Below are 22408 nucleotides of genomic sequence, written 5' to 3' on the forward strand. Positions count from 1 at the left end.
TGAGTGGATCATGACGACGGAAACCGGGCCCTCGGGCCGGCGAGTGTGCTATCGCTGCCTGGTCTCGGGGCATGTCCAAGGGGTGTCCTTTCGTGCGGCGACCCGCGTACAGGCCGAGCGTCTAGGGCTTGATGGCCATGCCCGCAACCTGAGCGATGGGCGGGTCGAGGTCCTAGTGTGCGGGGAGGCGAGCGCGGTTGCCCAATTGCGCGAATGGTTATGGGTGGGCCCCAGCCTGGCGCGGGTGACAGATGTCATCTGCGAACCGCTAAGCGACCAGCCCCTCAGCGGCTTTGTCATCCGCTAATAGCCCTCAGCCTTGCGCAACGGCTGCTCGGCATAGTCATCGAGAAACATCACCCGGGTCTCGAGATGGCCGTCGGGATACAGGCTGAGCTCGCGCCAGCCGGGTCGCGCGGCATCCAGGGCAAACTCGGCGCTGGCGGGTTTGAATTGCAGGCAGGTTGAGGGTGTCCCGAGGAGCAGACAGTCTCCGTGTTGTGCGGCGAATGCCTGGTGGATATGACCGAACAGGATCGCCTTGATCTGGGGACGGCGCTCGCAGAGGGCCAAGAGCGTTGCACCATCGGCAACACCGATCCCATCCAACCAGGGACTGCCCACGGCGACTGGGTGATGATGGAGCGCGATCAGCGCCGGCGCATCTTCGGCGCTGAGGAGCGCATCGAGCTGGGCAAACTGTTCGGCATGCAGATGCCCGCCGTCCTCGCCTTGGATCCGTGAGTCAAGCAGGATCAGATTCCAGCCGCCCAGCCGCCGCAGGGCCACGGGTCCACTAGGCGCATAGGCGAGATGCGCCATCATCAACTCGGGGAGGTCATGATTGCCGGGGATGCAGGCGCAGGGCAGACCTATCTTGGCCAGCGCCTCATTGAGATAGCGGTAGGCCACCGCGCTTTCATCGTGCACCAGATCGCCGGTCAAGATCAGGGCGTCTGGCGCAAGCGCCATCACCTGATCCAGGACGGCCTCAAAGCTGCGGCGCGTCGTGATCCCGAGAAGCTGACCGCCGGGATCGGCAAAGAGGTGGGTATCGCTCAATTGAATAAGACGGATCGGCATCGCGGATTGCATCGCAGTAAACCGGCGCCAGGCACGCGGCAGGGCTGTTTTGAGGTGAGACATGAGGCACTCCGGATCTCTTAATCAGCGTCCATCATGCTGATCAACCTTAACACAAGCGGGCGCCCCAAATGATGACGCTGTTCAAAAAACCTTCATGAGGCTGCCCGCCGGGATGATCTGGCACTAGATGCCGACGATGAGGCGTTGTCCTGGCTGGATATGGTTGTCCTGCGGGCCGAGCTTGTTGAGCCGCCTGAGCTCCTCGACCGAGATGCCGTTCTTGACGGCGACCCGATAGAGCGTCTCCTCTGGTTGGACGATGTGATAGCGCACCCGCGGGCTGGCGGCCGCGGCTGTCTTGGGGGTGTTTGCTGGCTGAGCCTCGCCCTGGATCTTGGAACGGATCGCTGTGGGCGATGGGGTCGAGGCGCTCGCCGGCCTCTTGTCCTCGGCCTTGCCTTTGCCCGTTGCTGCCTGCGTCCTCGCCAGCGCAGGCGGGTCAGCGCGTGCGATGGCGGCAGTGCCAACAACCGGCGGTGGCAAGCTGGCGATCCGGCGCGTCGTCCCTTCCGGTAGCCAGACGGTCGTTCCGGCTGGCAGAAACGCATTCCCTTGGGTTACCGGTTCCCGCCAATGTAGGTTTAAGGCGATCAGGCGATCACTAGGGATGCCGTAGTGTTGGGCCAGATGTTCGATAGGGATGCTTTCGGGCAAACGGATACGATCGTGCCGCCAGGGTTCCTCATACCTCAACCCCTCGGGGAAATAGCGCTCGGGGTGGGCGGCGACCTCGCGCGCGGCGATGAACTCAGCATAAAAATTGCGCGAGGCAAAACCAAATGCCGGTCCCTTGTAGGATTTGACGATCTGCCCGATATTGTCGCCGTGCTGGGCCTTGGCATTGGCCATGCCGCCCTTGCCATGGTTGTAGGCGGTAATTGCCAGCGGCCAGCTCCCTAGACGGCGATAAGCCTCGGCGAGATAACGGGCCGCGGCCTCGGCAGCGAGGATCGGATCGAAACGCTCGTCCACCTGGGCGTTGATGTTGATCTGATATTGACGTCCGGTCTCCGGCATCAGCTGCCAGATCCCGCCGGCGCCTACGCTTGAGCGCGCATTGACCTGAAATGAGGATTCGACGTGCGGCAAAAAGGCGAGATCCTCCGGCACCCCATGGCGGCGCATGATCTGGCGGAAGTGCTGATCATAGCGCTTACTGATCTCTAGGCCGCGTTTGAACTTTTCCCGGATGCCGCGCTGGGCGCGCACCCGCTCTGCGGCCCCATAGAGCGCAGCAATCCCGCCTGCACGCTCAAATTTTTGCAGTAATGCCTTGTCATCCTCGGTCAGCGGCTGTTGCGCGCGCACCCGCTGTTCCAGGGCTGCGAGCCGCAGCCGGTAGTCATCGAGGCGCGCATTCAACCAGGCCCTTTGCTCCTCGGTATAGCTTGCCTGGATCGGTCCGGGGAGGCGGGCGACCTCATAGATGATACCCAGATGTTCATCGTCATGGATGACGACCTCGCCCCGCCCCCAGACCGCATAGATCTGACGCCAAAACTCGACGTTGTCCAGGATCTCGGGCGGTACGGGAAAGAGCCTGGGATCGCCATATTCATGCCTTGCGAGCCGATCGGAGTCGCTCGGTGATTGGGGTCCGGTGGCGCAACCGGCCATCAACAGCAAACCGGCAGCGATAGGCACACCCAAAACAAACCGGCTGGTGCAGGCAATCGATGGCATCGCTGATCAATTCTCCCTGAACAATCTTGTATCTGGATGGATAAGTTCTAGCTTTTGCTCAAGTGTTATCCAGGCACCAACCTTTTGCAAGACAGGGTAGGGTGCGGCATGTGGCCCTCAGACCGCGCCCAGCGGACAGTGACCGAAGGACTCCAGCAAGGGTACCAGACGGATTAGCGGCAGACCGATCAGGGCGGTGGGGTCATCGCCCTCCAGACGGGCAAAGAGGGCGATCCCCAGACCCTCCGCTTTGAAGCTGCCGGCGCAGTCATATGGCCGTTCGCGCTCGATATAGCCCTCGATCTGTGCCCGGCTGAGGTTGCGGAAATGGACGCAATAGGGTTCAACGAAGGTGTGGGCCTGCTGCGCACGGGCATCCAACAGACACACACCCGTCTGGAAGATCACCTTGTGCCCGGCCGCGCGCTCGAGCTGGGCGATCGCAGCGTCCCGACCGCCGGGCTTGCCCAGGATCGCCCCATCGAGACAGGCGACCTGGTCAGAGCCGATGATGAGTGCGTCTGGATGACGCTTGGCTACAGCGCGCGCCTTGGCCTCGGCCAGCCGCTGGACCAGTGCGACCGCCGACTCGCTGGGCAAGGGGCGCTCATCGATCGCAGGCGAGTCGGTTTGGAAGAGTAGGCCCAGACGCGCCAGCAGGTTGCGGCGATAAGGCGAGGTCGAGGCCAGGATCAATGGGGGTGGATGCACCATCTCAGCCCCCCTGCTGCTCGCGGTGACCGCCGAACTGATAGCGCAACGCCGACAGTAGCTGATTGGCGAACGTGCCCTCGCCCCGCGAGCTGAAGCGTTCGTACAGGGCGGTGGTGAGCAAAGGAGCGGGGGTGCTGCTCTCGATGGCCGCGAGCGCCGTCCAGCGGCCCTCGCCCGAATCCGCGACCCGACCGGCAAACCTATCGAGCGCTGGGTCAGCATAAAGGGCCTGGGCGGTGAGGTCGAGCAGCCAGGAGGCGATGACACTGCCGCGCCGCCACAGCTCAGCGATCTCGGCGAGCGGCAGCTCGTATTGATAATGCTCGGGATGAGCCAGCGGCGCAGTCTCAGCGTCCCGCGGGCGCTCGGCGCGCCCGATCCCCGCGTGGCGCAAGAGATTAAAGCCCTCGGCATAGGCGCCCATCAGCGCATATTCGATGCCATTGTGTACCATTTTGACGAAATGGCCGGCACCCACCGGACCGCAGTGCAGATAACCCTGTTCGGCGGTGCTCAAAGGACCCGAGCGCCCAGCGGTCCGCGGGATGGAGCCTGCCCCGGGGGCGAGCGCCGCAAAGATCGGATCGAGCCTAGCGACCACCTCGGGATCGCCGCCGATCATCAGGCAATAGCCGCGCTCCAGACCCCAAACGCCGCCGCTGGTCCCGCAATCGACGAGATGTATCCCTAGAGGGCGCAGGCGTTCGGCATGGGCTAGGTCGTCGCGATAATGCGAGTTGCCGCCATCGATGATGGCATCGCCTGGCTCCAGGTGGGGGATCAAGGATTCGATCAGCTCTCCAACCGCCGCGGCCGGGATCATCAGCCAGACATGGCGCGGTGGCGGCAGGGCCGTGCGCCAAGCGGCCAGGTCATGGATGGCCGTCGCCCCCTCATCGACCAAGGGCTGCGTCTTGGCCGGATCGCGATGATAGACGACACACTGATGCCCGGCGCGTAATAGCCGACGCACCATATTGGCGCCCATGCGTCCCAAACCGATCATACCGATCTGCATTTTCGGTCCCCTTTGATTGGATCTCAAACCTGAACAAAACCTCTGGACACAGCTCATACCTCATACCACCTTGACACACGCCGCCCTTCCCCCTCATAGCTGCCGCGTGGCAGCGCCCTCAACCGGTTAGGCGTGATGTGCGGGCGATGACCCCTAGGGCCTGCGCGATTCCAAGACGACCACCGCATGGCCGCCGACCTCGTAGAACTCGCTTGCGGACAGCGGGATCTGCTGCTCAGGCACGACGATGGTTCCACCGTCTGGCCAGGTATCGATCGCCAGACACCATTGCTGCCCGGGGATGACCGGCAGGGCGAAGCGCCGGGCAATGGGTTCCATGTTGAGCATGACATGGAGGTTGGGTTCATCCGCGCTACGTCCAGCTAGAGTGAAGGCGAGCGTCCTGCGGGTTGGATCGCCCCAACCTGGGTCATCGAGCTGTGTCCCATGCCAGCGAATGTCAGGTATCTGTTGGCTTGGTTCGGATTGGCCAGTCAGAAAACGCTCGCGGCGCAAGGTTGGATGCCGGCGCCGGAAGGCGATCAACCCGCGCACAAAGGCGAGCATCTCGCCTTCGCGCTCGACGGCGCTCCAGTCGAACCAGGAGAGCGTATTGTTTTGGCAATAGGTATTGTTGTTGCCCTGTTTGGTGTGCAATACCTCATCACCGGAAAGCAACATCGGTACCCCCTGGCTGAGCAGCAAGAGGGCCATGAAGTTACGGGCCTGCCGGCGGCGCAGGCGCAGGATCTCTGGATCGTCCGTTGGGCCCTCCCAGCCGCAATTCCAACTCAGATTATGATCGTGACCGTCCCGATTGTTTTCACCATTGGCCTCGTTATGCTTGCGGTTATAGCTGACCAGGTCGTACAGGGTGAAGCCGTCGTGACAGGTGATGAAATTGATCGAATTGGTCGGTAGCCGATGCCGCCCTTCATACATGTCGCTCGATCCGGCGATCCGGGTCGCCACCTCGGGTACTAGCCCTGAATCGCCGCGCACAAAGCAACGGATCACATCGCGATAACGCCCGTTCCATTCGGCCCAGCGATACCCGGGAAAGTCGCCGACCTGATACAGCCCAGCGGCATCCCAGGCCTCGGCGATGAGATGTGCCCGCCTCAAGGAAGGCGCAAGCTCGATTGACCAGAGCACTGGCGCATGGCGCTGCGGTGCCCCATCCTCGCCGCGCGCCAAGGCGCTGGCGAGGTCGAAGCGAAAGCCATCCACATGCATCTGCTGGGCCCAATAGAGCAGGGCATCGATCAAAAAGCGCGTCACCAGCGGGTGATTGCAGTTGAGGGTATTGCCGCAGCCGGTATAGTCGCGGTAGCGGTGAGGGTATTCGGGGTCCAGATGATAGAAGATCTCGTTGCCTAGACCCTTGAAATGGATGACGGGTCCATCCTCGCCGCCTTCAGCGGTGTGATTGAAGACCACGTCGAGGATGACGCCGATCCCAGCGCGGTGCAGGGCCTTGACCATGTCGCGAAACTCGTCGCGCGCCCGAGAGGATTCGACGGCGAACCCAGGATGCGGAGCGAAAAAACTATGCGTGCTATAACCCCAATAATTCTCCAGTCCAAGTTGGCCTGTCATCAGCGGCACATCTTGCGGATCGAAGGCCATGACCGGCATCAGCTCGACATGGGTAATCCCAAGGTGCTGGAGATAAGGGATCTTATCGATCAACCCGAGAAAGGTGCCGGGATGGGCCACACCCGATGCGGGATGGCGGGTAAAACCGCCGACATGGAGCTCATAGATCACCGACTCATGGAGCGGGGTAAAGAGCGGCTGATCACCCTCCCAGTCATAGTCATCGCCGACCACCTGGGCACGGATTGCGGTGGCGACATTGTCTCCAGGCTGGCAGGCCGCAGCCCGATCCCAGAGCCGATCGCTCACTGTCGTGGCCCAGGGGTCGAGCAAGACCTTGCTGCCATCGAGTCGGCTGCCTGGCGCATGCGGATCGTTACCGCCCCAGACGCGCCAGTTATAAAAGATCCCTTCTGGTAGATCGGCGACAAAGATGTGCCAAAACACAAAGGTCCGATGGATGCGCGGATCCAGGGGGATGACGGCCAGGGGCTCGGGGCTGTCGGCCTGGGCAAAGAGCAGGAGCTGTACCCGCTCGGCATGACGCGACAGAATGCAAAAGTTGACGCCGCCGTCCATGACCCTGGCACCTGGCAGATCCCAGCGGCCCGGCTTGATGCGGTCAGTCAATGAGCTCATCAAAGGTCCTCCGATTGCTTAGACAGCACAACAAGGTCCGCGGACCTAGATGCCCTGCATGCGTCGCCCGATCAATGGGATGAGATTGAGCTGGGATGGGCGACCTGCGGTGTACGTCTTAAAGCATAGTGCAGGCCGCTATCATTGCCGGATGGTTCTAGGGAAACATGGAATAGATCCTTGATCACCATTCCGGCGAAAGCGAAATCCGGAAAGATGACTGGCTAGGTTGATTATTTGACCGCTAGCCGCTTTGACCGCTAGCCGCCGAGCAGTCCATCTAAGATCCTGACCGCGCGTTCTATGCGCTCGATGGGGGTATAAAAGTGCGGCGAGAAACGCAGCCCGCCGCCGCGCTGGGCGCAGAGCACCCCTTGGCGCATCAATCCTTGATAGAGCTCGGCGGATGAACGCCCAGGCACACGAAAGCTGATGATCCCGGCGCGGCGTTCGGGATCCTTGGGGGTGAGCAGCTCAAAGCCGCGGCGTTCGAGCAGGGTGATGAGATGCTCGGTGCGCTTTTGTAAGCGCCGCCACACCTCGTCCATCCCCACCTCGGTCAAGAGCGAAAGGCTCGCCTCGAGGGCATGCGCGCCCAGCAGATTGGGGCTGCCGCATTCGAAACGACGCGCATCCGCTGTAGGTTGCCAGTCAGTGCGATCGAAATCGCCTGCGTCCTCGACCATGTGCCAACCGAATTGCGTCAAACGCAACCGCGGGCGCAGTTCGGGGCAGACATACAACAGCCCCAAACCCTCTGGCCCTAATAGCCATTTATGCCCGTCGGCCACCACGAAGTCAGCCGGATAGCGGGGCAGAGCAAAGGGCAGGGCACCCAGGCCCTGGATGGCATCCACACAAAGCAAGACACCATGCGCCCGACACCAGGTTGCAAGCCGTGCCAGATTCAGCCGCACACCGCTGGCATACTGGACCCAGCTCACCGCGATCAGACGGGTCGAGCCGTCGCACAGGGCGATCAGATCTGCCTCGGGATCGGACGATCGCGCCAGATCGAGTGCGCGCCAGGACACCCCGCGTTCAGCCAAGGCCTGCCAGACGATCCGGTTGGAGGGAAACTCCTGAGCGATCCCGACGATGCTGTCGCCAGGCTGCCAGTCGAGCCCCTGGGCGATGAGCGATAGGCCCTCCGAGGTGTTTTTGATCAGGGCGATATCGGTGGCTGCCGCACCGATCAAGCTAGCTAGACGCTCGCGCAGACGCTGTTCGACGGCAAGCCAATCCGCATAGCGCAGCGAGCCTGAACGGGCATTCTCCTCAGCGAAGCGCTTGACTGCCTCGACCGTGCGCCGCGGCCAGGGGCCGACGGCGGCATGGTTGAGATGACAGAGCGCGGGATCGAGCAGAAACTCGCTATCCAAGGTGCGCTAGGCGGGGGCAGCTGCTTGGGGCTGAGCCACTGGCGTCGGCGGTTGGGGCGCTGCCGGCTCCTGCGGCTGGGGAGGGGGGGCAGGCGCGGCGGGCGGCTGCCCAGACTCAGGCGAGGCAGCAGGCGGTTGGGGCGTTTGGTTTTGGGGCAAAGGTGCCGGGATGGTGCCTTGTGCCGACTGAGATGGCATCGTAGGGGGTTGAGGCGGTTCGGGCTGGGCAGGTTGGGCCGGGGCTGCAAGCGATGCAGCTGAAGCCGGGACCGGTGGCGCAGTTGGACGAGGTGTTTGTTGGGGTTCTGCCGGTATCGTTTGCGCTGGCTGAAGCGGTGCAGAGGGAGCAGGTGCCGGCGCAGTCTGTTGATTTGCCGCATTTACAGGAGGAGGGGCCGGCGGCTGATTCGTTGCCGTTACCTCGGGACCAGGCGGCTGCGCGGCTGTGTCCGCAGCAGCCTCGGCGGGCTTGGTCTCGGCAGCCGGCTTGTTCTGGGCCGTCGGCGCACCAGCCGCAGCGGCCGGTGGCTTGGCTGGGGCAGCAGCGGCCACGCGTGCGGCCTGGGTGCGCTGCTGCGCTAGATATTCACTATAGCTGGGTCCCTTGCCCTCGATGGTTACCGGGGTGCCAGTCGAGACATGCCTGAAAACCACGGGGGCGATCTTGCTTGGCATACGGATACAGCCGTGCGAGGCCGGACGTCCTGGGTTGGGGATGGGGCCGGCATGCAGCCCGATGCCATCACCAGTCAGACGCAGATAAAAAGGCATGTGGGCACCCTCAAAGCGTGCGCCCTCCGGGATTGGATCGCGCCCGACCTTGGCATTGGCATGCAGCAGCCGCCCCTCTTGTCCATAGATCTTGCCGTAGAGATTCGAGCGTTTGTTCTCGATCTTTTCGGTGATCTGGAAACGGCCTGTCGGCGTGGGATATTTGGCAACGCCGGTAGCGACCGTCGTCCAGCCGATCTCGGTCTCGCCCGAATAAAAACGCGCCTTTTGCTCGTCGGTGTTGATGACGATGCGGGTGATCGGTTGGCCCGTCCCTTTCCATTCATACAAAGGGGCCTTCAACGGCTTGTCCGGTTCCTTGGGTTGCTCAGCCGCTGTGGTGACCGGCGGCGCCGGTCGCGTCTCCTCGGTAGGCGGTGGGGCTGGTGTTTCGGTCTTGACAGCGAAATGGGCCAAACCCTCGCAGCCCGTCAATCCGAATACGATCAATAAGCTGGCGCCTGTCCTGAGGGTCAGCGGGAGAGGTTTTGAAAAACGGAATGTCATGGTCATGGGTGCGGGACCGGACTGCGTGGCGCGAATCATTCTTGAATCACTTTAAAATCATGAACAGAGCACGACTGGCTTGCAAGGCCGTATGCACGAATCGGTATCTGAGTAAGGCGGTTCAGTCAGTGGCAACCGCTGCCTAGTGCTCACAGGTTATTGACAAGAAACACATGCTTTTGAAATTGAGTGAGCTGTCCAGATGTCGTGGGCATGGAAAGACGAGACATGAGATTGCTGTCGTTTGCGGCGCGCGAAGAGCGGCGGCGTGGCTGGAGGTATGAAGCGATAGGCGCGCAGAGGGGATTGTTGGGCGCAGGGGTGTTCGACATCAGGGCAAGGGGGGTGGGCGCAAGGTGGGTGAGAAGCGGGCGCTGTTGGCGGAGCAGGACGCCCAGATACGCAAGCTCATGTGCGACGGGACACCGGATGAGCTGAAGCTGCCGTTTGCGCTGTGGAGCCGGCAGGCGGTGCGGCAGTTGATCCTCGGCTGTTTTGGCATCGAGCTCAGGCCGCAGGGGGAAGGCAAGTACATGGCGCGCTGGGGATTGACGCCCCAGAAACCGATTCGGCGCGCCTATGAGCAAAGCCCGCCGGCGGGCAAGACGTGGCTTGAGGAGATCTACCCGGACATTGCCCGGCGCGCCAAGGCCGAGGGCGCCGAAATCCACTGGGGCGATGAAACGGGGCTGCGCTCGGACGAGGTGCGCGGGCGCTCTTATGCGCCGGCGATCAAGACGTCCGAGATTCGCGTCACGCACCGTCGCGAAGGCCTGTCGGTGATCTCGACGCTGACCAACCGCGGAAAGGTGCGTCGGAAGGCGTTCGCGGGGGCGATGAACGCCGACATCCTGATCGACTTCATGAAGCGGCTCGTCAAGGACGCCAGGGGCAAGAAGATCTTCCTCATCCTCGACAACCTGCGCGTGCATCACACCAAGCCGGTCAAGGCCTGGCTGGCTGCATGCGCCAATCAAATCGAGGCGTCCTCCCTCCCCCCCTACAGCCCGGCACTGAACCCCAACGAGATGCTCAAGGCCACCATCACCGCGCAGGCGCCCTCCCGCGCCAAGGGCGATCTGAAGAAGGCGACCGTCAGCCACCTGCGCCGCCTTCTCAATTCCCCCCAACGCATCATGCGCTACTTCCAGCATCCCAAGCTCCATGATGCCGCGTAATATAAGTTCATTGGTTTCGGATCAACAGCGCCTGGACACGCACCCCAAAACGGAGAAAAAAGCCGTTTCACAAATCCGTAGCCTTTCTGGTATTTTGGGCGACCGAGGCAGTGATCGCCCCTTAAGCCAGCGGCAGGCTATTATATTGCAAATCCCTTGCCCCGGGAGGCTACCCGCCCATGATCAAGCCAGTCGGCTCAGAGACGCTACAACCGCGTTTCGTTTATGACCCCGAGCGTCACCATCAGCTCGCCCATGAGTCCGAGTCCTTGCCCTCGCTGGTCGTCAGCTCGCAGGCGGCAAGCCACGCGGTCATGCTGGGGGCCGGTTATTTCAGTCCCTTTGCAGGCTTTATGAACCTCGCCGATGCCTTGAGCGTCGCGCAATCAATGCGCACGACCGATGGCCGGTTCTTCCCTATCCCGATCCTCTGTCTCGTCGAGTCCACCGACGCGATTGGCGGAGCGCGGCGGATCGCCTTGCGTGACTCCAATGTCGAGGGTCACCCCGTGCTTGCGGTCATGGAGGTGGAGGCCTTCGAAGAGGTCTCGGAGGACCAGATGCGCTTTCTCACCGAGAAGGTCTTCGGCACCCTAGACATGGCGCATCCTGGGGTCGCGACCTTCAATAGCCAAGGGCGGATCGCGCTCTCAGGTCCGATCGAGGTCCTGAGCTTTTCGTACTTTCAGTCCGACTTTCCCGATACCTTCCGCACCGCCGTCGAGATCCGCAATGAGATCCAGGAGCGCGGCTGGAAGAAGGTCGTCGCCTTTCAGACCCGCAATCCGATGCATCGCGCCCATGAAGAGCTGTGCAAAATGGCGATGGATGCAGTCGGCGCCGATGGCCTGGTGATCCACATGCTTCTCGGCAAGCTTAAGCCGGGCGATATCCCGGCCCCGGTGCGTGATGCCGCGATCCGCAAGATGGTCGAGCTCTATTTCCCGCCCAATACGGTGATGGTGACGGGCTATGGATTTGACATGCTCTATGCCGGGCCGCGCGAGGCGGTGCTCCATGCCTATTTCCGCCAGAACATGGGTGCGACCCATTTCATCATCGGGCGCGATCATGCAGGTGTGGGCGACTATTACGGCCCCTTCGATGCCCAGACCATCTTCGACCGCGAGGTCCCGCCGGGTGTCCTCGAGATCGAGATCTTCCGCGCCGATAACACGGCGTACTCTAAAAAGCTCGGACGGGTGGTCATGATGCGCGATGCCCCAGATCACACCCCGGATGATTTCATCCAGCTTTCGGGCACCAAGGTGCGCGAGATGCTCGGGCGCGGCGAGGCCCCGCCGCCTGAGTTCTCCCGTCCCGAGGTGGCTCAGATCCTGATGACCTATTATCAAGGTCTCGACCGCCACTGATCCAGATGTGGGTTGGCCGGTTCACACCATGACCAAATCCCGATCGCCTTCCTCAACGGCGGTAGTCCCTCAGACCCAGGCCAACAGGACGGCGCCCCATCCTGTGGGGCGAACGCCGAGCCCGGTATTTTTTGACCTCGGTCAATCAGTAATCGATTCATTCATTATAAAATCGCGCTGCGTCATGCTGTAGTCAACAGAGCACGAGGTAAGCATCCTTATGAATCCATTTGCCGAGCTTTCCGCGACGATTCCGCCATCGATCATGCAGCTTTATGTCGTTCTAATGATCCTTTTGGTCATTAGCGGCACCCTGCTTGATATTATGCATAAAAAGAGCGCGCAGTATTTCTTCGAGAAAGGCCAGACGCTGAAGAAGCTGGCCAAGCGCGAATTGAGCGGAGGGGAAAAGATCAGCATTGCGCTTGCTACCCTGGTTGAGGTCTTGACATCCGGCGAATTTGACAATCCCGACCGGCGCAAATCGCATCTCATGCTCATGTACGGCTTTATCGTCTTCGTGGTCACGACAGCACTCCTGATTTTTGGGCTGCCGGGTCATTCGTCGTTTTTGACGGGGCTACTCTGGCATCTAGGGGCGTTGTCAGTGTGTGTGGGCGGCTATTGGTTCTGGTTCAAGATCCGGGTTGATGTCCGTTCGGAAGGACATCCCTGGCATGATGTCCATTTATTGGCCGATCTATTCATCGTCTCGTTGCTGTTGATGACCACATTTGCGCTGGCCTGGTCGGTTCTGCAAGGTATCGGTCTGGATACCCTGGCCTGGATCGCCTTCTTTATCTTCATCGCCGCCGCAACTACACTGTTTGGCACGGTCTTTTGGTCTAAGTTTGCCCATATGTTCTATAAGCCAGCCGCAGCCTTTCAAAAGAAGATTGCCAAGGCCGATGGGTCAATGGATAAGCTACCTGAAATTCCAGACGATTTATCAAGCCCATTCGTCAAGGAACGCTATCCGGACATCCCCAAATATATGGGCGACACTCCTCCCTATATGGGGCTTGGTATCAGGCGCGAGACACCGACCCACTTCTGATTTTGATTCACTGAATCAAGTCCAAACGAGGAACCGAAGATGCCAACATTCGTTTATATGACCCGCTGCGACGGCTGCGGTCAGTGTGTCGATATCTGCCCCTCGGATATCATGCATATCGATACCACGGTTCGGCGTGCCTATAACATCGAACCGAATATGTGCTGGGAGTGTTATTCCTGCGTTAAAGCCTGTCCGCACAATGCGATCGATGTACGCGGTTATGCTGATTTTGCGCCCCTCGGTCATTCCGTGCGGGTACGCCGCGACGAGGAAAAGGGCATCGTGGCCTGGCGGATCATGTTCCGCAACGGTAAGAAGGACATGACCCTGATCGCGCCGATCACCACCAAGCCCTGGGGCCAGCATATCCCCAAGCTAAAGGAGGTCGATGCACCTTCTAAAGAGATGCGCGACAGCCAGCTTCTTTATAATGAACCGAAATATCTCAGGTTCGATGAAGGGGGGCTGCATACGCTCGAGGCCGCTGGCTTGAAGATGAAGCAAGGGGTGTTCTACTGATGGCTTACCAAACGATCATCGAAGACGATATCGATATCCTCGTCGTCGGCGCCGGACTGGGTGGCACGGGTGCGGCCTTCGAGGCGCGTTATTGGGGCAAGGACAAAAAGATCGTCATCGCCGAAAAGGCCAATATCCACCGCTCCGGCGCCGTGGCCCAGGGTCTCTATGCGATCAACTGCTACATGGGTACCCGCTTCGGTGAGAACAAACCGGAAGATCATGTCCGCTATGCACGTATCGACCTAATGGGCATGGTGCGCGAAGATCTGCTCTTTGACATGGCTCGGCATGTCGATTCGACCGTGCACCAGTTCGAGGAATGGGGCCTGCCGATCATGCGCAACCCCAAGACTGGGGCCTATCAGCGCGAAGGTCGCTGGCAGATCATGATCCATGGCGAGTCCTATAAACCCATCGTCGCCGAGGCAGCCAAGAAATCCGCCGACAAGGTCTATAACCGCATCTGCGTCACCCATTTGCTGATGGACGAGAGCCGGCCCAATCGGGTCGCCGGCGCGATCGGTTTTAATGTACGTACCGGCAATTGTCATGTCTTCAAGGCCAAGGCGGTGATCGTGGCTGCCGGCGGCGCCTCCAATATCTTCAAGCCCCGTTCAGTGGGCGAGGGAGCGGGCCGCGTCTGGTATGCGCCCTGGTCGTCCGGCTCGGCTTATGGGCTTCTGATCGGCGCGGGCGCCAAGATGACCCAGATGGAAAATCGGATCGTGCTGGCGCGCTTCAAGGATGGCTATGGGCCGGTCGGAGCCTATTTCTTGCATCTCAAGACCTATACCCAAAACGGCTATGGCGAGGAATACGAGTCCAAGTGGTGGCCGCAGCTGCAACAGATGGTCGGTAAGGAGTATCTGGACCCCGATTCCTGGCACCTGACCCATCGCCCAATCCCCACCTGTCTGCGCAACCATGCCCTGATCAGTGAGGTCAATGCAGGGCGCGGCCCGATCCATATGGTGACCATGGAGGCCTTCCAGGACCCGCATCTCGAAGAGATCGGTTGGCACAACTTCTTGGGGATGACCGTGGGCCAGGCCGTGCTCTGGGCAGCGACCGATGTCGATCCGAAGAATGAGAATCCGGAACTGACCACTTCTGAGCCCTATGTCATGGGCTCCCATGCTACAGGCTGCGGTGCCTGGTGCTCTGGTCCCGAGGATGTCTCGCCGCCTGAGTATTTCTGGGGCTATAACCGGATGACCACGGTCGAAGGTCTGTTCGGTGCCGGCGATGCCGTGGGCGGTACCCCGCATGCCTTCTCCTCCGGCTCATTCACCGAGGGTCGGTTGGCGGCCAAGGCGGCCTGCAAGTATATCGACGACGGCAAGGCCGAGGGGATTCGGGTCTCGGACGAGCAGATCAATCGCCGCCGCGCCGAGATCTATAAGCCTCTGGAGCATTACCGGATCTATCGCAACGAGATCACCGCGGGCACGGTCAACCCGAACTATATCACCCCGCGTCAAGGGCTCGATCGCCTGCAAAAGCTCATGGATGAATACTGCGGTGGTGTCAGCACCAACTATATGACCAATGAAAAGCTATTGAACATTGGTCTGAAGAAGCTCAAATATCTCGAGGAAGACCTTGAGAAATTGGGTGCCGAGAATATCCATGAGCTATTGCGCGCCTGGGAGCTCAAGCATCGCCATCTCACCTCCGAGGCGGTAATGCACCATACCCTGTTCCGCAAAGAGACTCGCTGGCCGGGGTATTACTATCGCGGTGACTATCTCAAGCTCGATGATGAGAATTGGCATGTCCTGACCGTCTCGCGCCGCGATCCCGAGACCGGCGAATACACCATGGAGAAGGCACCCTGTTATCATCTGGTTGAAGACTGAACGACCAGGTGTTTCGCTGAATCGAGGTCTGGGTCCCCGGCCGTTCGGGGCCCAGGCTTTTTTCTGTAGATGCACGATGAATATCAATGAATTAAGCGATGACGAGATCCTGGCGATCGCCCATCCGCTGTGGGATGAATTGGTCAGATACTCTAACGAAGGCAATTATGTGAAGTTTATCCGTCACTTCTCGTTGAATCTAAGGCGGGGCCTCAATGAGATCGAGATGGGTAAACAATTCACCCATAGCGAGCTCGCCCGTAACCTTTCCGAAGAGCGCGACTGTCTGGGATTGATCCGGCGCGGCGAGCATGTCACGGTCTTATATCGGGTGCGCTGCAAGGTCCGAGAGGGCGAATGGCTGGGCCGGATGGTATTGGGCTATGAGGATGGCGAGGTGCGCATCTTTGGTGCCTCGATCTTTTGAGGGTGTCATGAGCTATACGATCTGCGACGACATGTTCGTCGAGCTCATCTATCGCGTGCTGGATCAAGAAACCGGCGAGGTCTTGAGCGCGGTCGAGTTTCCCCTAGGCTATGTCCAGGGACGCAATACCATCCTTTCGCCGCAGGTCATGGCCGAGCTGGTGGGAAAGGCAGCAGGCGATCGAATCAGTATCCCGATCAATTGTACGGCACTCTATGGACCACGCGATGAGTCACTCGTGGTCATCGATCGCTTAAGCAACGTCCCTGATGCATATCACCAATTGGGTCTAGAGATCCTGATGGAGAATGACCAGGGCCAGATCAGACGCTTTCGCGTGGTAAGTATGGACGATGAGACCCTGACGCTCGACGGCAATCATCCGCTCTGTGGCCGGACGGTTGTCTTTGAGCTCGAGATCCTTAGTGTGCGCGAGGCGAGCGAGGAAGAGATCATGGCAGGCGGCGCGCTTGAATCTGCGCCTGATCTCAGCGGGTTACCGGTCAGGCCGCTTTGAATATGGCGGGATAGCCCAGGTCTATCCTTTGACCTTGCGAAAAAGCCTTTGCATGACACCATAGACCTGATCATAGGTATAGGCATTCTCGCCGCAATGAATGAGCTCATCCTCGCCCAGACGAAATGTTAAATAAGGATGGACTTCGAGCGTAGTGGAAGGGATGGGCGCGAGATCATCGATGACCCCCGTAATGCTCAAGGCGATACTGGCCGTTAAATCCTCTAATTGATCGGCACAGATGCCGGCCTCAATCAGCTTGATCCTTATCCGTTCGACGAGTTCGGCGGTAAAGGCGGCCTGGAGGGTATCGAACCTTGCCTGATCGAGTATCAGACGCATGGGATTGCAAGTGATCCGACTGAAAGGGGGCTTGTATTAAACACCGCGCCCCAGGCAAGGGGACGCGGCCAACGGACTCAGGGGCGCTTGGGGGTCTGATACGGGATCTCCTTTTGGAAGGGCTCCCAGATCATTTCATAACCGACGAACCCCTTTTCATTAGGCTCTTTTTGTCGGGTGACGGCATAACGGGTATAGCCATCGGGGACCTTGGGACGGGCTTTTGCGGGTTCGCTCATGGTTGCCTACCATATCAAGATAAAACGAAGCGCTTTGCAAGCTACTGCGCCCTCAGCCACCTGTCAAGCGCTCGCCTGGATTCGCAGCTCTGGCATTGCGCGGCATCTTCATTGGGCAGGGCCATCCTATCGGCATGGGACTAGCGTTCGAGTTCTTGCAATTCAAAGCTCAGGCTGTCCAGGTCACCTAGGACCCAGGTTGCAGCGAGCGCACCTAAGCCGGCCACCGTTCCGGGATTGATCAACCAGGTCTTGCCGCCTTTTGCATTATCGAGACAGCGGATCTCGGGCTCATGGCTATGGCCACAGCACACCAAATCATACTGACCAGTACAGGCAAAGGCCTCGCCGATATGCGGATAATGGGTCATAAAGATCCGCCGCCCGGCGAGCACGAGATCGGCATCATTGCCATGATAGCTGAGTTGACCGTTCGAGCGGCAGGCGAGACGGGAGATCGACACGGGGTCGCCGAGATTATTGCCGTGGATCACATGGATCGGCAGATCGAGTTTGAGCGCAGCCAACAAGGTATTGGTCCCGATCAGGTCGCCACAATGCAGGACGCATTCGGCACCGCGGATCTTGGCCTCGGCGATGGCAGTGGCCAGCATGGGGCCGCGATCATGGCTGTCAGAGAGGATACAAATCTTCATGATGATGATGACTCGGGGAAAACGCCCTTTTGCGTCCTATGATGGCTAGATACGGTCATTGCCGCAATCTTTAGGCCCCTGAAATCGCCATGCCTGACTTGTCATCTATCTTTGGTCCGGCCGGCTGCTTGGCCGAGGCGATCCCGGCCTTTACCCATCGGCCTCAACAGCAGGCGATGGCCGAGCGGGTCGCGGCGATCGTCGCCTGTGGCGGGGTACTAGTCTGCGAGGCGGGTACAGGGACCGGTAAGACCTTTGCTTACCTGGTACCGGCGATGCTGTCGGTGCGCAAGGTCATCGTCTCCACCGCCACGCGCCACCTCCAGGATCAATTGTTCCGGCACGACCTGCCTCTGATCCGGGATGCGCTCCAAATCCCCCTGACAGCGCCTTGCTCAAGGGGCGGGGCAATTATCTTTGCCGCCACCGTCTGCAATTGGCGTTCTCCCAACTCTCCCTGATCGATCGCGAACAGCATGCCTGGTTGAAACAGATCCGCGACTGGGCCCAAATGACCCAAAGCGGCTATATCGCTGAGCTGTCGATCCCCGAGGATATACCGATCTGGAGCTGGCGCACGACAGCGAGCTGGAGGCAAGGCGCAAGGCTATGGCATGCGTGCCGACATTGCGGGAATGCGCCCTGCGACTAGGTACGGCGGTCCAGGCGCTGCGCCTGAGCCTAGGCGAATCCGACCGGCGTGGTCCCTGGGGCGAGCTGGAGGCGCAGGCAAGGGTCCAGCAGGCCCTAGCTGGGCTTACCCCCCAGATCCAGCATCTGATCCATGTCCTGGCCTCGGTTGCAGGTCATCACGAGGCGCTGGATGCCTGTCTGGAGCGCGTGCAGGAATTGCTGGGGCGGCTCAATCGGCTGGCCAGACCGCCTGCAGACAATGCGGTTCATTGGTTTGAGACCGCCGGACGCAGCTGGCGTCTCCATGAAACGCCGCTCGAGATCGCCGAGGTCTTTCGCTCGCGTCTCAAACAGCCCGGCGCGGCCTGGGTATTCACCTCGGCGACCCTAGCCATGGGTGAGGACTTCGACCATTTCACCTCGAGGCTAGGGATCGAGCAGGCCGAGACCGCGCGCTGGGATAGCCCCTTTGACTATCGCCGGCAAGCGCTATATTTCATCCCGCATAGGATGCCCGAACCCTCGGCAGCCGACTACAATCGGCATCTGCTGGAGCTGGCGTGCGAGCTGTTGGACTATAGCCAGGGGCGGGCTTTTCTCCTCTTCACTAGCCATCGCGCCCTGCGCGAGGTCGCCAAGGGATTGGCGGACCGGATTCGCTATCCGCTATCGATTCAGGGGGCAGCCCCCGGGCTGAGCTGCTCGAACGCTTTCGTCGACTCGGTAATGCGGTCTTGCTGGGGACCGCAAGCTTTTGGGAGGGGGTGGATGTGCGTGGTCAGGCCCTATCCTGTGTCCTGATCGACCGGTTGCCCTTTGCCTCACCTGGCGACCCGGTGCTGGCTGCGCGCATCGAGGCACTGCGTTTGGCGGGTCACGACCCCTTCTGGGAGTACCAGGTACCTCAAGCGGTGATCGCCCTCAAACAGGGTGCTGGGCGGCTGATCCGAGGCAGCGAGGATTGGGGCGTCCTGGTTATCTGCGACCCGCGCCTCTCATCGCGTGGGTATGGACAGGTCTTTCTCAACAGCCTGCCACCGATGACCCAGACCCAAGCGATCGCCGATGTACGGCGCTTTTTCGCAGTGGAGGCAGTGACTGAGCGGTGAGAAGGTCAGGGTGCGGCTTCATCAGAAGGCTTGAGTGATTACCGATGAACATCGTAAATTGGCTTGCCTGTTTGTTTGGGGGCAGGCCGAATAGGGACCATGAGGCGGCGAACAGCGATTTTCGGAAACCTCCAAAGACGGATGTATCGGTCGCTGAGCCTGAGTCGTGGGAGGCCTCGGGCTGCGATGAACTCGCCGAGCCGGTTTGCGCGGTCTCGTCGCAGCAGGTCGATGACTGGTTTTATCCCTGGCTGTTTGAGTGCGACGCCTTCGAAGACCTCCCTCTCACCCCGAGCGAGACCTCCCTGCTCAATGCCTTCAAGCAGGTTGCCGCTGGGCAAAGGCTTTCCAACCAGCTCGTCCCCCGTCTGCCGATGGTCATCCCTCAGGTGATGCGTAGCCTCAAGGACGAACGTATGAGTGGGATCCAGCTTGCGCGCCAGATCGCCAAGGACCCTGTGTTGGTGGGCGAGGTGATACGCGTGGCCAACAGCCCTTACTACCGGCGTGCCCGCAAGATCGCCAGTCTCGAACAGGCAATCGTGCTTCTGGGACGGGACGGTCTCCAGCAACTCATCGCCCGGGTGGCCTTTTATCCGATCTTCAAACTGCGCGGCGGTCATGTCATCCATCAGGCGGCAGCCCGCGTCTGGTGTCAGTCCGAGGGTTGCGCCCTGGTTTGCCACTGTCTTGCCAAACGGTTCGAGGAGGATATGTTTGCTGCCTATCTATCTGGCTTGGTGGCCAACCTGGGTTTGATTGTTGGTCTGCGGCTCATGGACCAACAACTCGCCCTCGGTCACGACCCTTTGCCGCGCGCCGCTTCCTTTTATCGCGAATTCATCGTCCTGGCCCGGCAACTGTCACAGCGGATCATCGAGGACTGGAGCTTTCCCAAGGAGGTCATCGCAGCACTCAGTGAACAGATCGAACCCGATGGGGAAGGGGCGCATTCCCCGCTCGGTCGCTGTCTCAGGCTCGGGGAGCGTTACAGCAAGCTCCATCTCTTGATCGATAAAGGTCATCTCTCTGTTGGGGACTTCGATGCGGCAGCACTGATGGCCGACCCTTGTTATCGGCGATTGCTGGTCGAATCCACCGCTTGAGGCATTCGCAGCCATGATCCTGCGTCTTGTCGTAGCCGTTGCCTTCCTGGGTCTGATCCTGTGGGCGGTACAGCACCTGCGCCGCCTCCCGCGCCCGGTATTGATGCGCCGGTTCGGGCAGGCAGCGCTCTGGGGCGTCATCGTCTTGTTACTCTTCGCCGTTCTCACCGGGCATTTGGGCCTGCTCTTGGCCCTGCTCGGCGCCGCCCTGGTCTTGCTGGGCCGGTTTCTGTCCGCCCTGCCGCTGCTCCATCAGCTCTGGCAGGCGCTCAATAGCAACAGGGCCAGAGGTCCAGGGGAGGGTGCAAGCTCGCGGCGCGCCTCGCACGGTGCCGATGAGCTCAGCGAGGCGGAGGCCCGCGCCATCCTAGGCGTAGGGCCAAAGGCCGATGCCGCGGCCATCCGCGCCGCGCATCGCCGATTGATGCAGCGCCTGCATCCCGACCGCGGCGGATCGGATTATCTGGCCGCGCGGATCAACGCCGCCAAACGGCGGCTGCTCGGCGAATAGCCATGGCCTTCAGGGTCGCGTATGTCTGCAATGCCTGCGGTGCGCGTCATCCCAAATGGGTCGGCCAATGCCCGGACTGTGGGGCCTGGAACAGCCTACAAGAGGTTGCCGGGCCCCGCCCATCCCCTGGTCGTATGGCCAGCGGGCGGGAGGGCGGCTATGCCGGAAGCCAGACCGCCCAGATTGAGGACCTGTGGGCGATCAGTCCCGATGAGCAGCCGCGCCTCCCGACGGGGATTGGAGAGCTCGATCGGGTCTTAGGCGGGGGCCTGGTCAGCGGTTCGGTGATCCTGATCGGCGGTGACCCTGGGATCGGTAAATCGACCCTGTTGCTTCAGTCTTGCGCCCATCTGGCGGGTACCCTCCCTGTGCTCTATATCAGCGGTGAGGAGTCCCCCCAGCAGATCGGATTGCGCGCGCGCCGCTTGGGGCTATCAGGCACAGGCATCCGGCTGCTCGCCGAGACCTGTGTCGAACGGGTCCTGGCCCAGGCCGAGCGCGAACATCCGGGCGCCATGGTGATCGATTCGATCCAGACCCTCTATACCGAGACCTTGCCCTCTGCTCCGGGCTCGGTCTCACAGGTGCGCGAGACGGCGGCGCAACTGGTGCGCTTTGCTAAACAGCGCGCCACGGCCATGTTTCTGGTCGGCCACGTCACCAAGGATGGCACCCTGGCCGGACCTCGGGTCCTCGAACACATGGTCGATACCGTACTTTATTTCGAGGGTGAACAGGGCGGTACCTTTCGGCTCCTGCGCTCGATCAAAAACCGCTTCGGTGCGGTCAATGAGCTGGGGGTCTTTGCCATGGGCGACCAGGGGCTGCGCGAGGTCAAAAACCCCTCGGCCATCTTTTTATCGCGACATGATCAGGCGGTGCCTGGGACCCTGGTGATGGTGACCCGGGAGGGGACTCGCCCGCTGTTGGTCGAGGTCCAGGCATTGGTCGATGAGAGCCCACTGGCCAATCCGCGCCGCGTGGCCCTGGGGCTCGATCAGAACCGGCTATCCATGCTCCTAGCCGTGCTCCACCGGCATGGGCGGGTGGCGATGTTCAATCAGGATGTCTTCGTCAATGTGGTAGGCGGTGTGCGGATCACTGAGACCGCTGCCGATCTGCCGGTGATGCTGGCTGTCCTGTCCAGTTTTCGCGACCGCCCTTTACCTTTGGACCTCGCCGCCTTCGGTGAGATCGGGCTGTCCGGTGAGGCCCGGCCTGTCCCCAATGGTCCGGACCGGCTGCGCGAGGCGGCCAAACACGGGATCAAACGCGCCATCGTGCCCAAGGGCAATGCCCCGAAAGAGGGGATCAAGGGCCTCGAGATCCAGGTGGTCAAAACATTGTCCGAGGCGATCGAGGCGGCATTCTGAGCCAGCCGGCCCCATTATTTGTCATCGAAGGGCCACGGTTCTGT

At 60.7% G+C, this 22408-nt stretch carries 23 protein-coding genes and 1 pseudogene; 14 read left to right on the forward strand and 10 right to left on the reverse strand.

Annotated features, from left to right (window positions below; all coding sequences use genetic code 11):
* The first annotated feature begins 10 nt into the window (after nt 1–10).
* Nucleotides 11–307 (forward strand): acylphosphatase, encoded by a 297-nt coding sequence (locus GWK36_RS04710; protein ID WP_166270165.1) that lies wholly within the window; start codon nt 11–13, stop codon nt 305–307.
* Here the strand turns inward: GWK36_RS04710 and cpdA are convergent.
* The 7 genes from cpdA to GWK36_RS04745 all read right to left on the reverse strand — a co-directional run bounded on the left by cpdA (nt 304) and on the right by GWK36_RS04745 (nt 9465).
* On the reverse strand, nt 304–1146 hold the full coding sequence (cpdA, locus tag GWK36_RS04715) for a 3',5'-cyclic-AMP phosphodiesterase (protein WP_246237689.1): 843 nt from the start codon (nt 1144–1146) through the stop codon (nt 304–306). The genes GWK36_RS04710 and cpdA overlap by 4 nt on opposite strands.
* A gap of 123 nt (nt 1147–1269) precedes the next feature.
* Nucleotides 1270–2829 carry a LysM peptidoglycan-binding domain-containing protein gene (locus GWK36_RS04720; RefSeq protein ID WP_166270166.1) on the reverse strand — a complete coding sequence of 520 codons (1560 nt, stop codon included), beginning with the start codon at nt 2827–2829 and terminating at the stop codon, nt 1270–1272.
* 117 nt (nt 2830–2946) lie between these two features.
* Nucleotides 2947–3543, reverse strand: a complete 597-nt coding sequence (locus tag GWK36_RS04725; protein WP_166270167.1) for a Maf family protein — start codon at nt 3541–3543, stop codon at nt 2947–2949.
* 1 nt (nt 3544) lies between these two features.
* Entirely contained in the window at nt 3545–4561 is a 1017-nt protein-coding gene (gnd, locus tag GWK36_RS04730) for a phosphogluconate dehydrogenase (NAD(+)-dependent, decarboxylating) (RefSeq protein ID WP_166270168.1), read from the reverse strand.
* Between the two features lie 153 nt (nt 4562–4714).
* Complete coding sequence (gene glgX / locus GWK36_RS04735; RefSeq protein ID WP_166270169.1) at nt 4715–6799, reverse strand: glycogen debranching protein GlgX; 2085 nt, start codon at nt 6797–6799, stop codon at nt 4715–4717.
* Nucleotides 6800–7059: 260 nt separating this feature from the next.
* Nucleotides 7060–8181 carry an aminotransferase class V-fold PLP-dependent enzyme gene (locus GWK36_RS04740; protein WP_166270170.1) on the reverse strand — a complete coding sequence of 374 codons (1122 nt, stop codon included), beginning with the start codon at nt 8179–8181 and terminating at the stop codon, nt 7060–7062.
* Between the two features lie 6 nt (nt 8182–8187).
* Complete coding sequence (locus GWK36_RS04745) at nt 8188–9465, reverse strand: L,D-transpeptidase (protein ID WP_166270171.1); 1278 nt, start codon at nt 9463–9465, stop codon at nt 8188–8190.
* Between the two features lie 207 nt (nt 9466–9672).
* Here GWK36_RS04745 and GWK36_RS04750 point away from each other — a divergent pair.
* The 7 genes and pseudogenes from GWK36_RS04750 to GWK36_RS04780 all read left to right on the forward strand — a co-directional run bounded on the left by GWK36_RS04750 (nt 9673) and on the right by GWK36_RS04780 (nt 16395).
* Nucleotides 9673–10637: pseudogene (locus GWK36_RS04750) on the forward strand (IS630 family transposase).
* Between the two features lie 179 nt (nt 10638–10816).
* Nucleotides 10817–12010 carry a sulfate adenylyltransferase gene (sat, locus tag GWK36_RS04755; RefSeq protein WP_166270172.1) on the forward strand — a complete coding sequence of 398 codons (1194 nt, stop codon included), beginning with the start codon at nt 10817–10819 and terminating at the stop codon, nt 12008–12010.
* A gap of 220 nt (nt 12011–12230) precedes the next feature.
* On the forward strand, nt 12231–13067 hold the full coding sequence (locus GWK36_RS04760) for an adenylyl-sulfate reductase (protein WP_166270173.1): 837 nt from the start codon (nt 12231–12233) through the stop codon (nt 13065–13067).
* Nucleotides 13068–13106: 39 nt separating this feature from the next.
* Complete coding sequence (gene aprB, locus GWK36_RS04765; RefSeq protein ID WP_166270174.1) at nt 13107–13589, forward strand: adenylyl-sulfate reductase subunit beta; 483 nt, start codon at nt 13107–13109, stop codon at nt 13587–13589.
* Nucleotides 13589–15451, forward strand: a complete 1863-nt coding sequence (gene aprA, locus GWK36_RS04770) for an adenylyl-sulfate reductase subunit alpha (protein ID WP_166270175.1) — start codon at nt 13589–13591, stop codon at nt 15449–15451. Before aprB ends, aprA begins: the two co-directional genes overlap by 1 nt.
* 76 nt (nt 15452–15527) lie before the next feature.
* Nucleotides 15528–15878, forward strand: coding sequence for a hypothetical protein (locus GWK36_RS04775; protein WP_166270176.1), 351 nt, complete (start codon nt 15528–15530; stop codon nt 15876–15878).
* Between the two features lie 7 nt (nt 15879–15885).
* On the forward strand, nt 15886–16395 hold the full coding sequence (locus tag GWK36_RS04780; protein ID WP_166270177.1) for an FKBP-type peptidyl-prolyl cis-trans isomerase: 510 nt from the start codon (nt 15886–15888) through the stop codon (nt 16393–16395).
* Between the two features lie 21 nt (nt 16396–16416).
* Here GWK36_RS04780 and GWK36_RS04785 read toward each other — a convergent pair whose 3' ends face one another.
* From GWK36_RS04785 to GWK36_RS04795, 3 genes are all read right to left on the reverse strand, one after another.
* Nucleotides 16417–16737, reverse strand: a complete 321-nt coding sequence (locus tag GWK36_RS04785; RefSeq protein ID WP_166270178.1) for a hypothetical protein — start codon at nt 16735–16737, stop codon at nt 16417–16419.
* A gap of 77 nt (nt 16738–16814) precedes the next feature.
* Complete coding sequence (locus GWK36_RS04790; protein ID WP_166270179.1) at nt 16815–16976, reverse strand: hypothetical protein; 162 nt, start codon at nt 16974–16976, stop codon at nt 16815–16817.
* Nucleotides 16977–17116: 140 nt separating this feature from the next.
* A complete protein-coding gene (locus tag GWK36_RS04795; RefSeq protein WP_166270180.1) occupies nt 17117–17632 on the reverse strand; it encodes a metallophosphoesterase family protein in 516 nt (171 codons plus the stop codon).
* Between the two features lie 89 nt (nt 17633–17721).
* Here GWK36_RS04795 and GWK36_RS15825 point away from each other — a divergent pair, with 89 nt between their 5' ends.
* From GWK36_RS15825 to radA, 6 genes are all read left to right on the forward strand, one after another.
* Nucleotides 17722–18093, forward strand: coding sequence for a DEAD/DEAH box helicase (locus GWK36_RS15825; protein WP_343033142.1), 372 nt, complete (start codon nt 17722–17724; stop codon nt 18091–18093).
* Between the two features lie 157 nt (nt 18094–18250).
* Entirely contained in the window at nt 18251–19066 is an 816-nt protein-coding gene (locus GWK36_RS15830) for an ATP-dependent DNA helicase (protein WP_343033143.1), read from the forward strand.
* Entirely contained in the window at nt 19000–19374 is a 375-nt protein-coding gene (locus GWK36_RS15835; RefSeq protein WP_343033144.1) for a helicase C-terminal domain-containing protein, read from the forward strand. Before GWK36_RS15830 ends, GWK36_RS15835 begins: the two co-directional genes overlap by 67 nt.
* Nucleotides 19375–19418: 44 nt before the next feature.
* Nucleotides 19419–20480 carry an HDOD domain-containing protein gene (locus tag GWK36_RS04805; protein WP_166270181.1) on the forward strand — a complete coding sequence of 354 codons (1062 nt, stop codon included), beginning with the start codon at nt 19419–19421 and terminating at the stop codon, nt 20478–20480.
* Between the two features lie 13 nt (nt 20481–20493).
* Nucleotides 20494–20991, forward strand: coding sequence for a J domain-containing protein (locus GWK36_RS04810; protein WP_166270182.1), 498 nt, complete (start codon nt 20494–20496; stop codon nt 20989–20991).
* A gap of 2 nt (nt 20992–20993) precedes the next feature.
* Nucleotides 20994–22364: a DNA repair protein RadA gene (gene radA, locus GWK36_RS04815; protein WP_166270183.1), complete on the forward strand. Its 1371-nt coding sequence runs from the start codon at nt 20994–20996 to the stop codon at nt 22362–22364.
* The last annotated feature ends 44 nt before the right edge of the window (nt 22365–22408 follow it).

It is taken from the genome of Caldichromatium japonicum, assembly GCF_011290485.1.
GTDB lineage: Bacteria > Pseudomonadota > Gammaproteobacteria > Chromatiales > Chromatiaceae > Thermochromatium > Thermochromatium japonicum.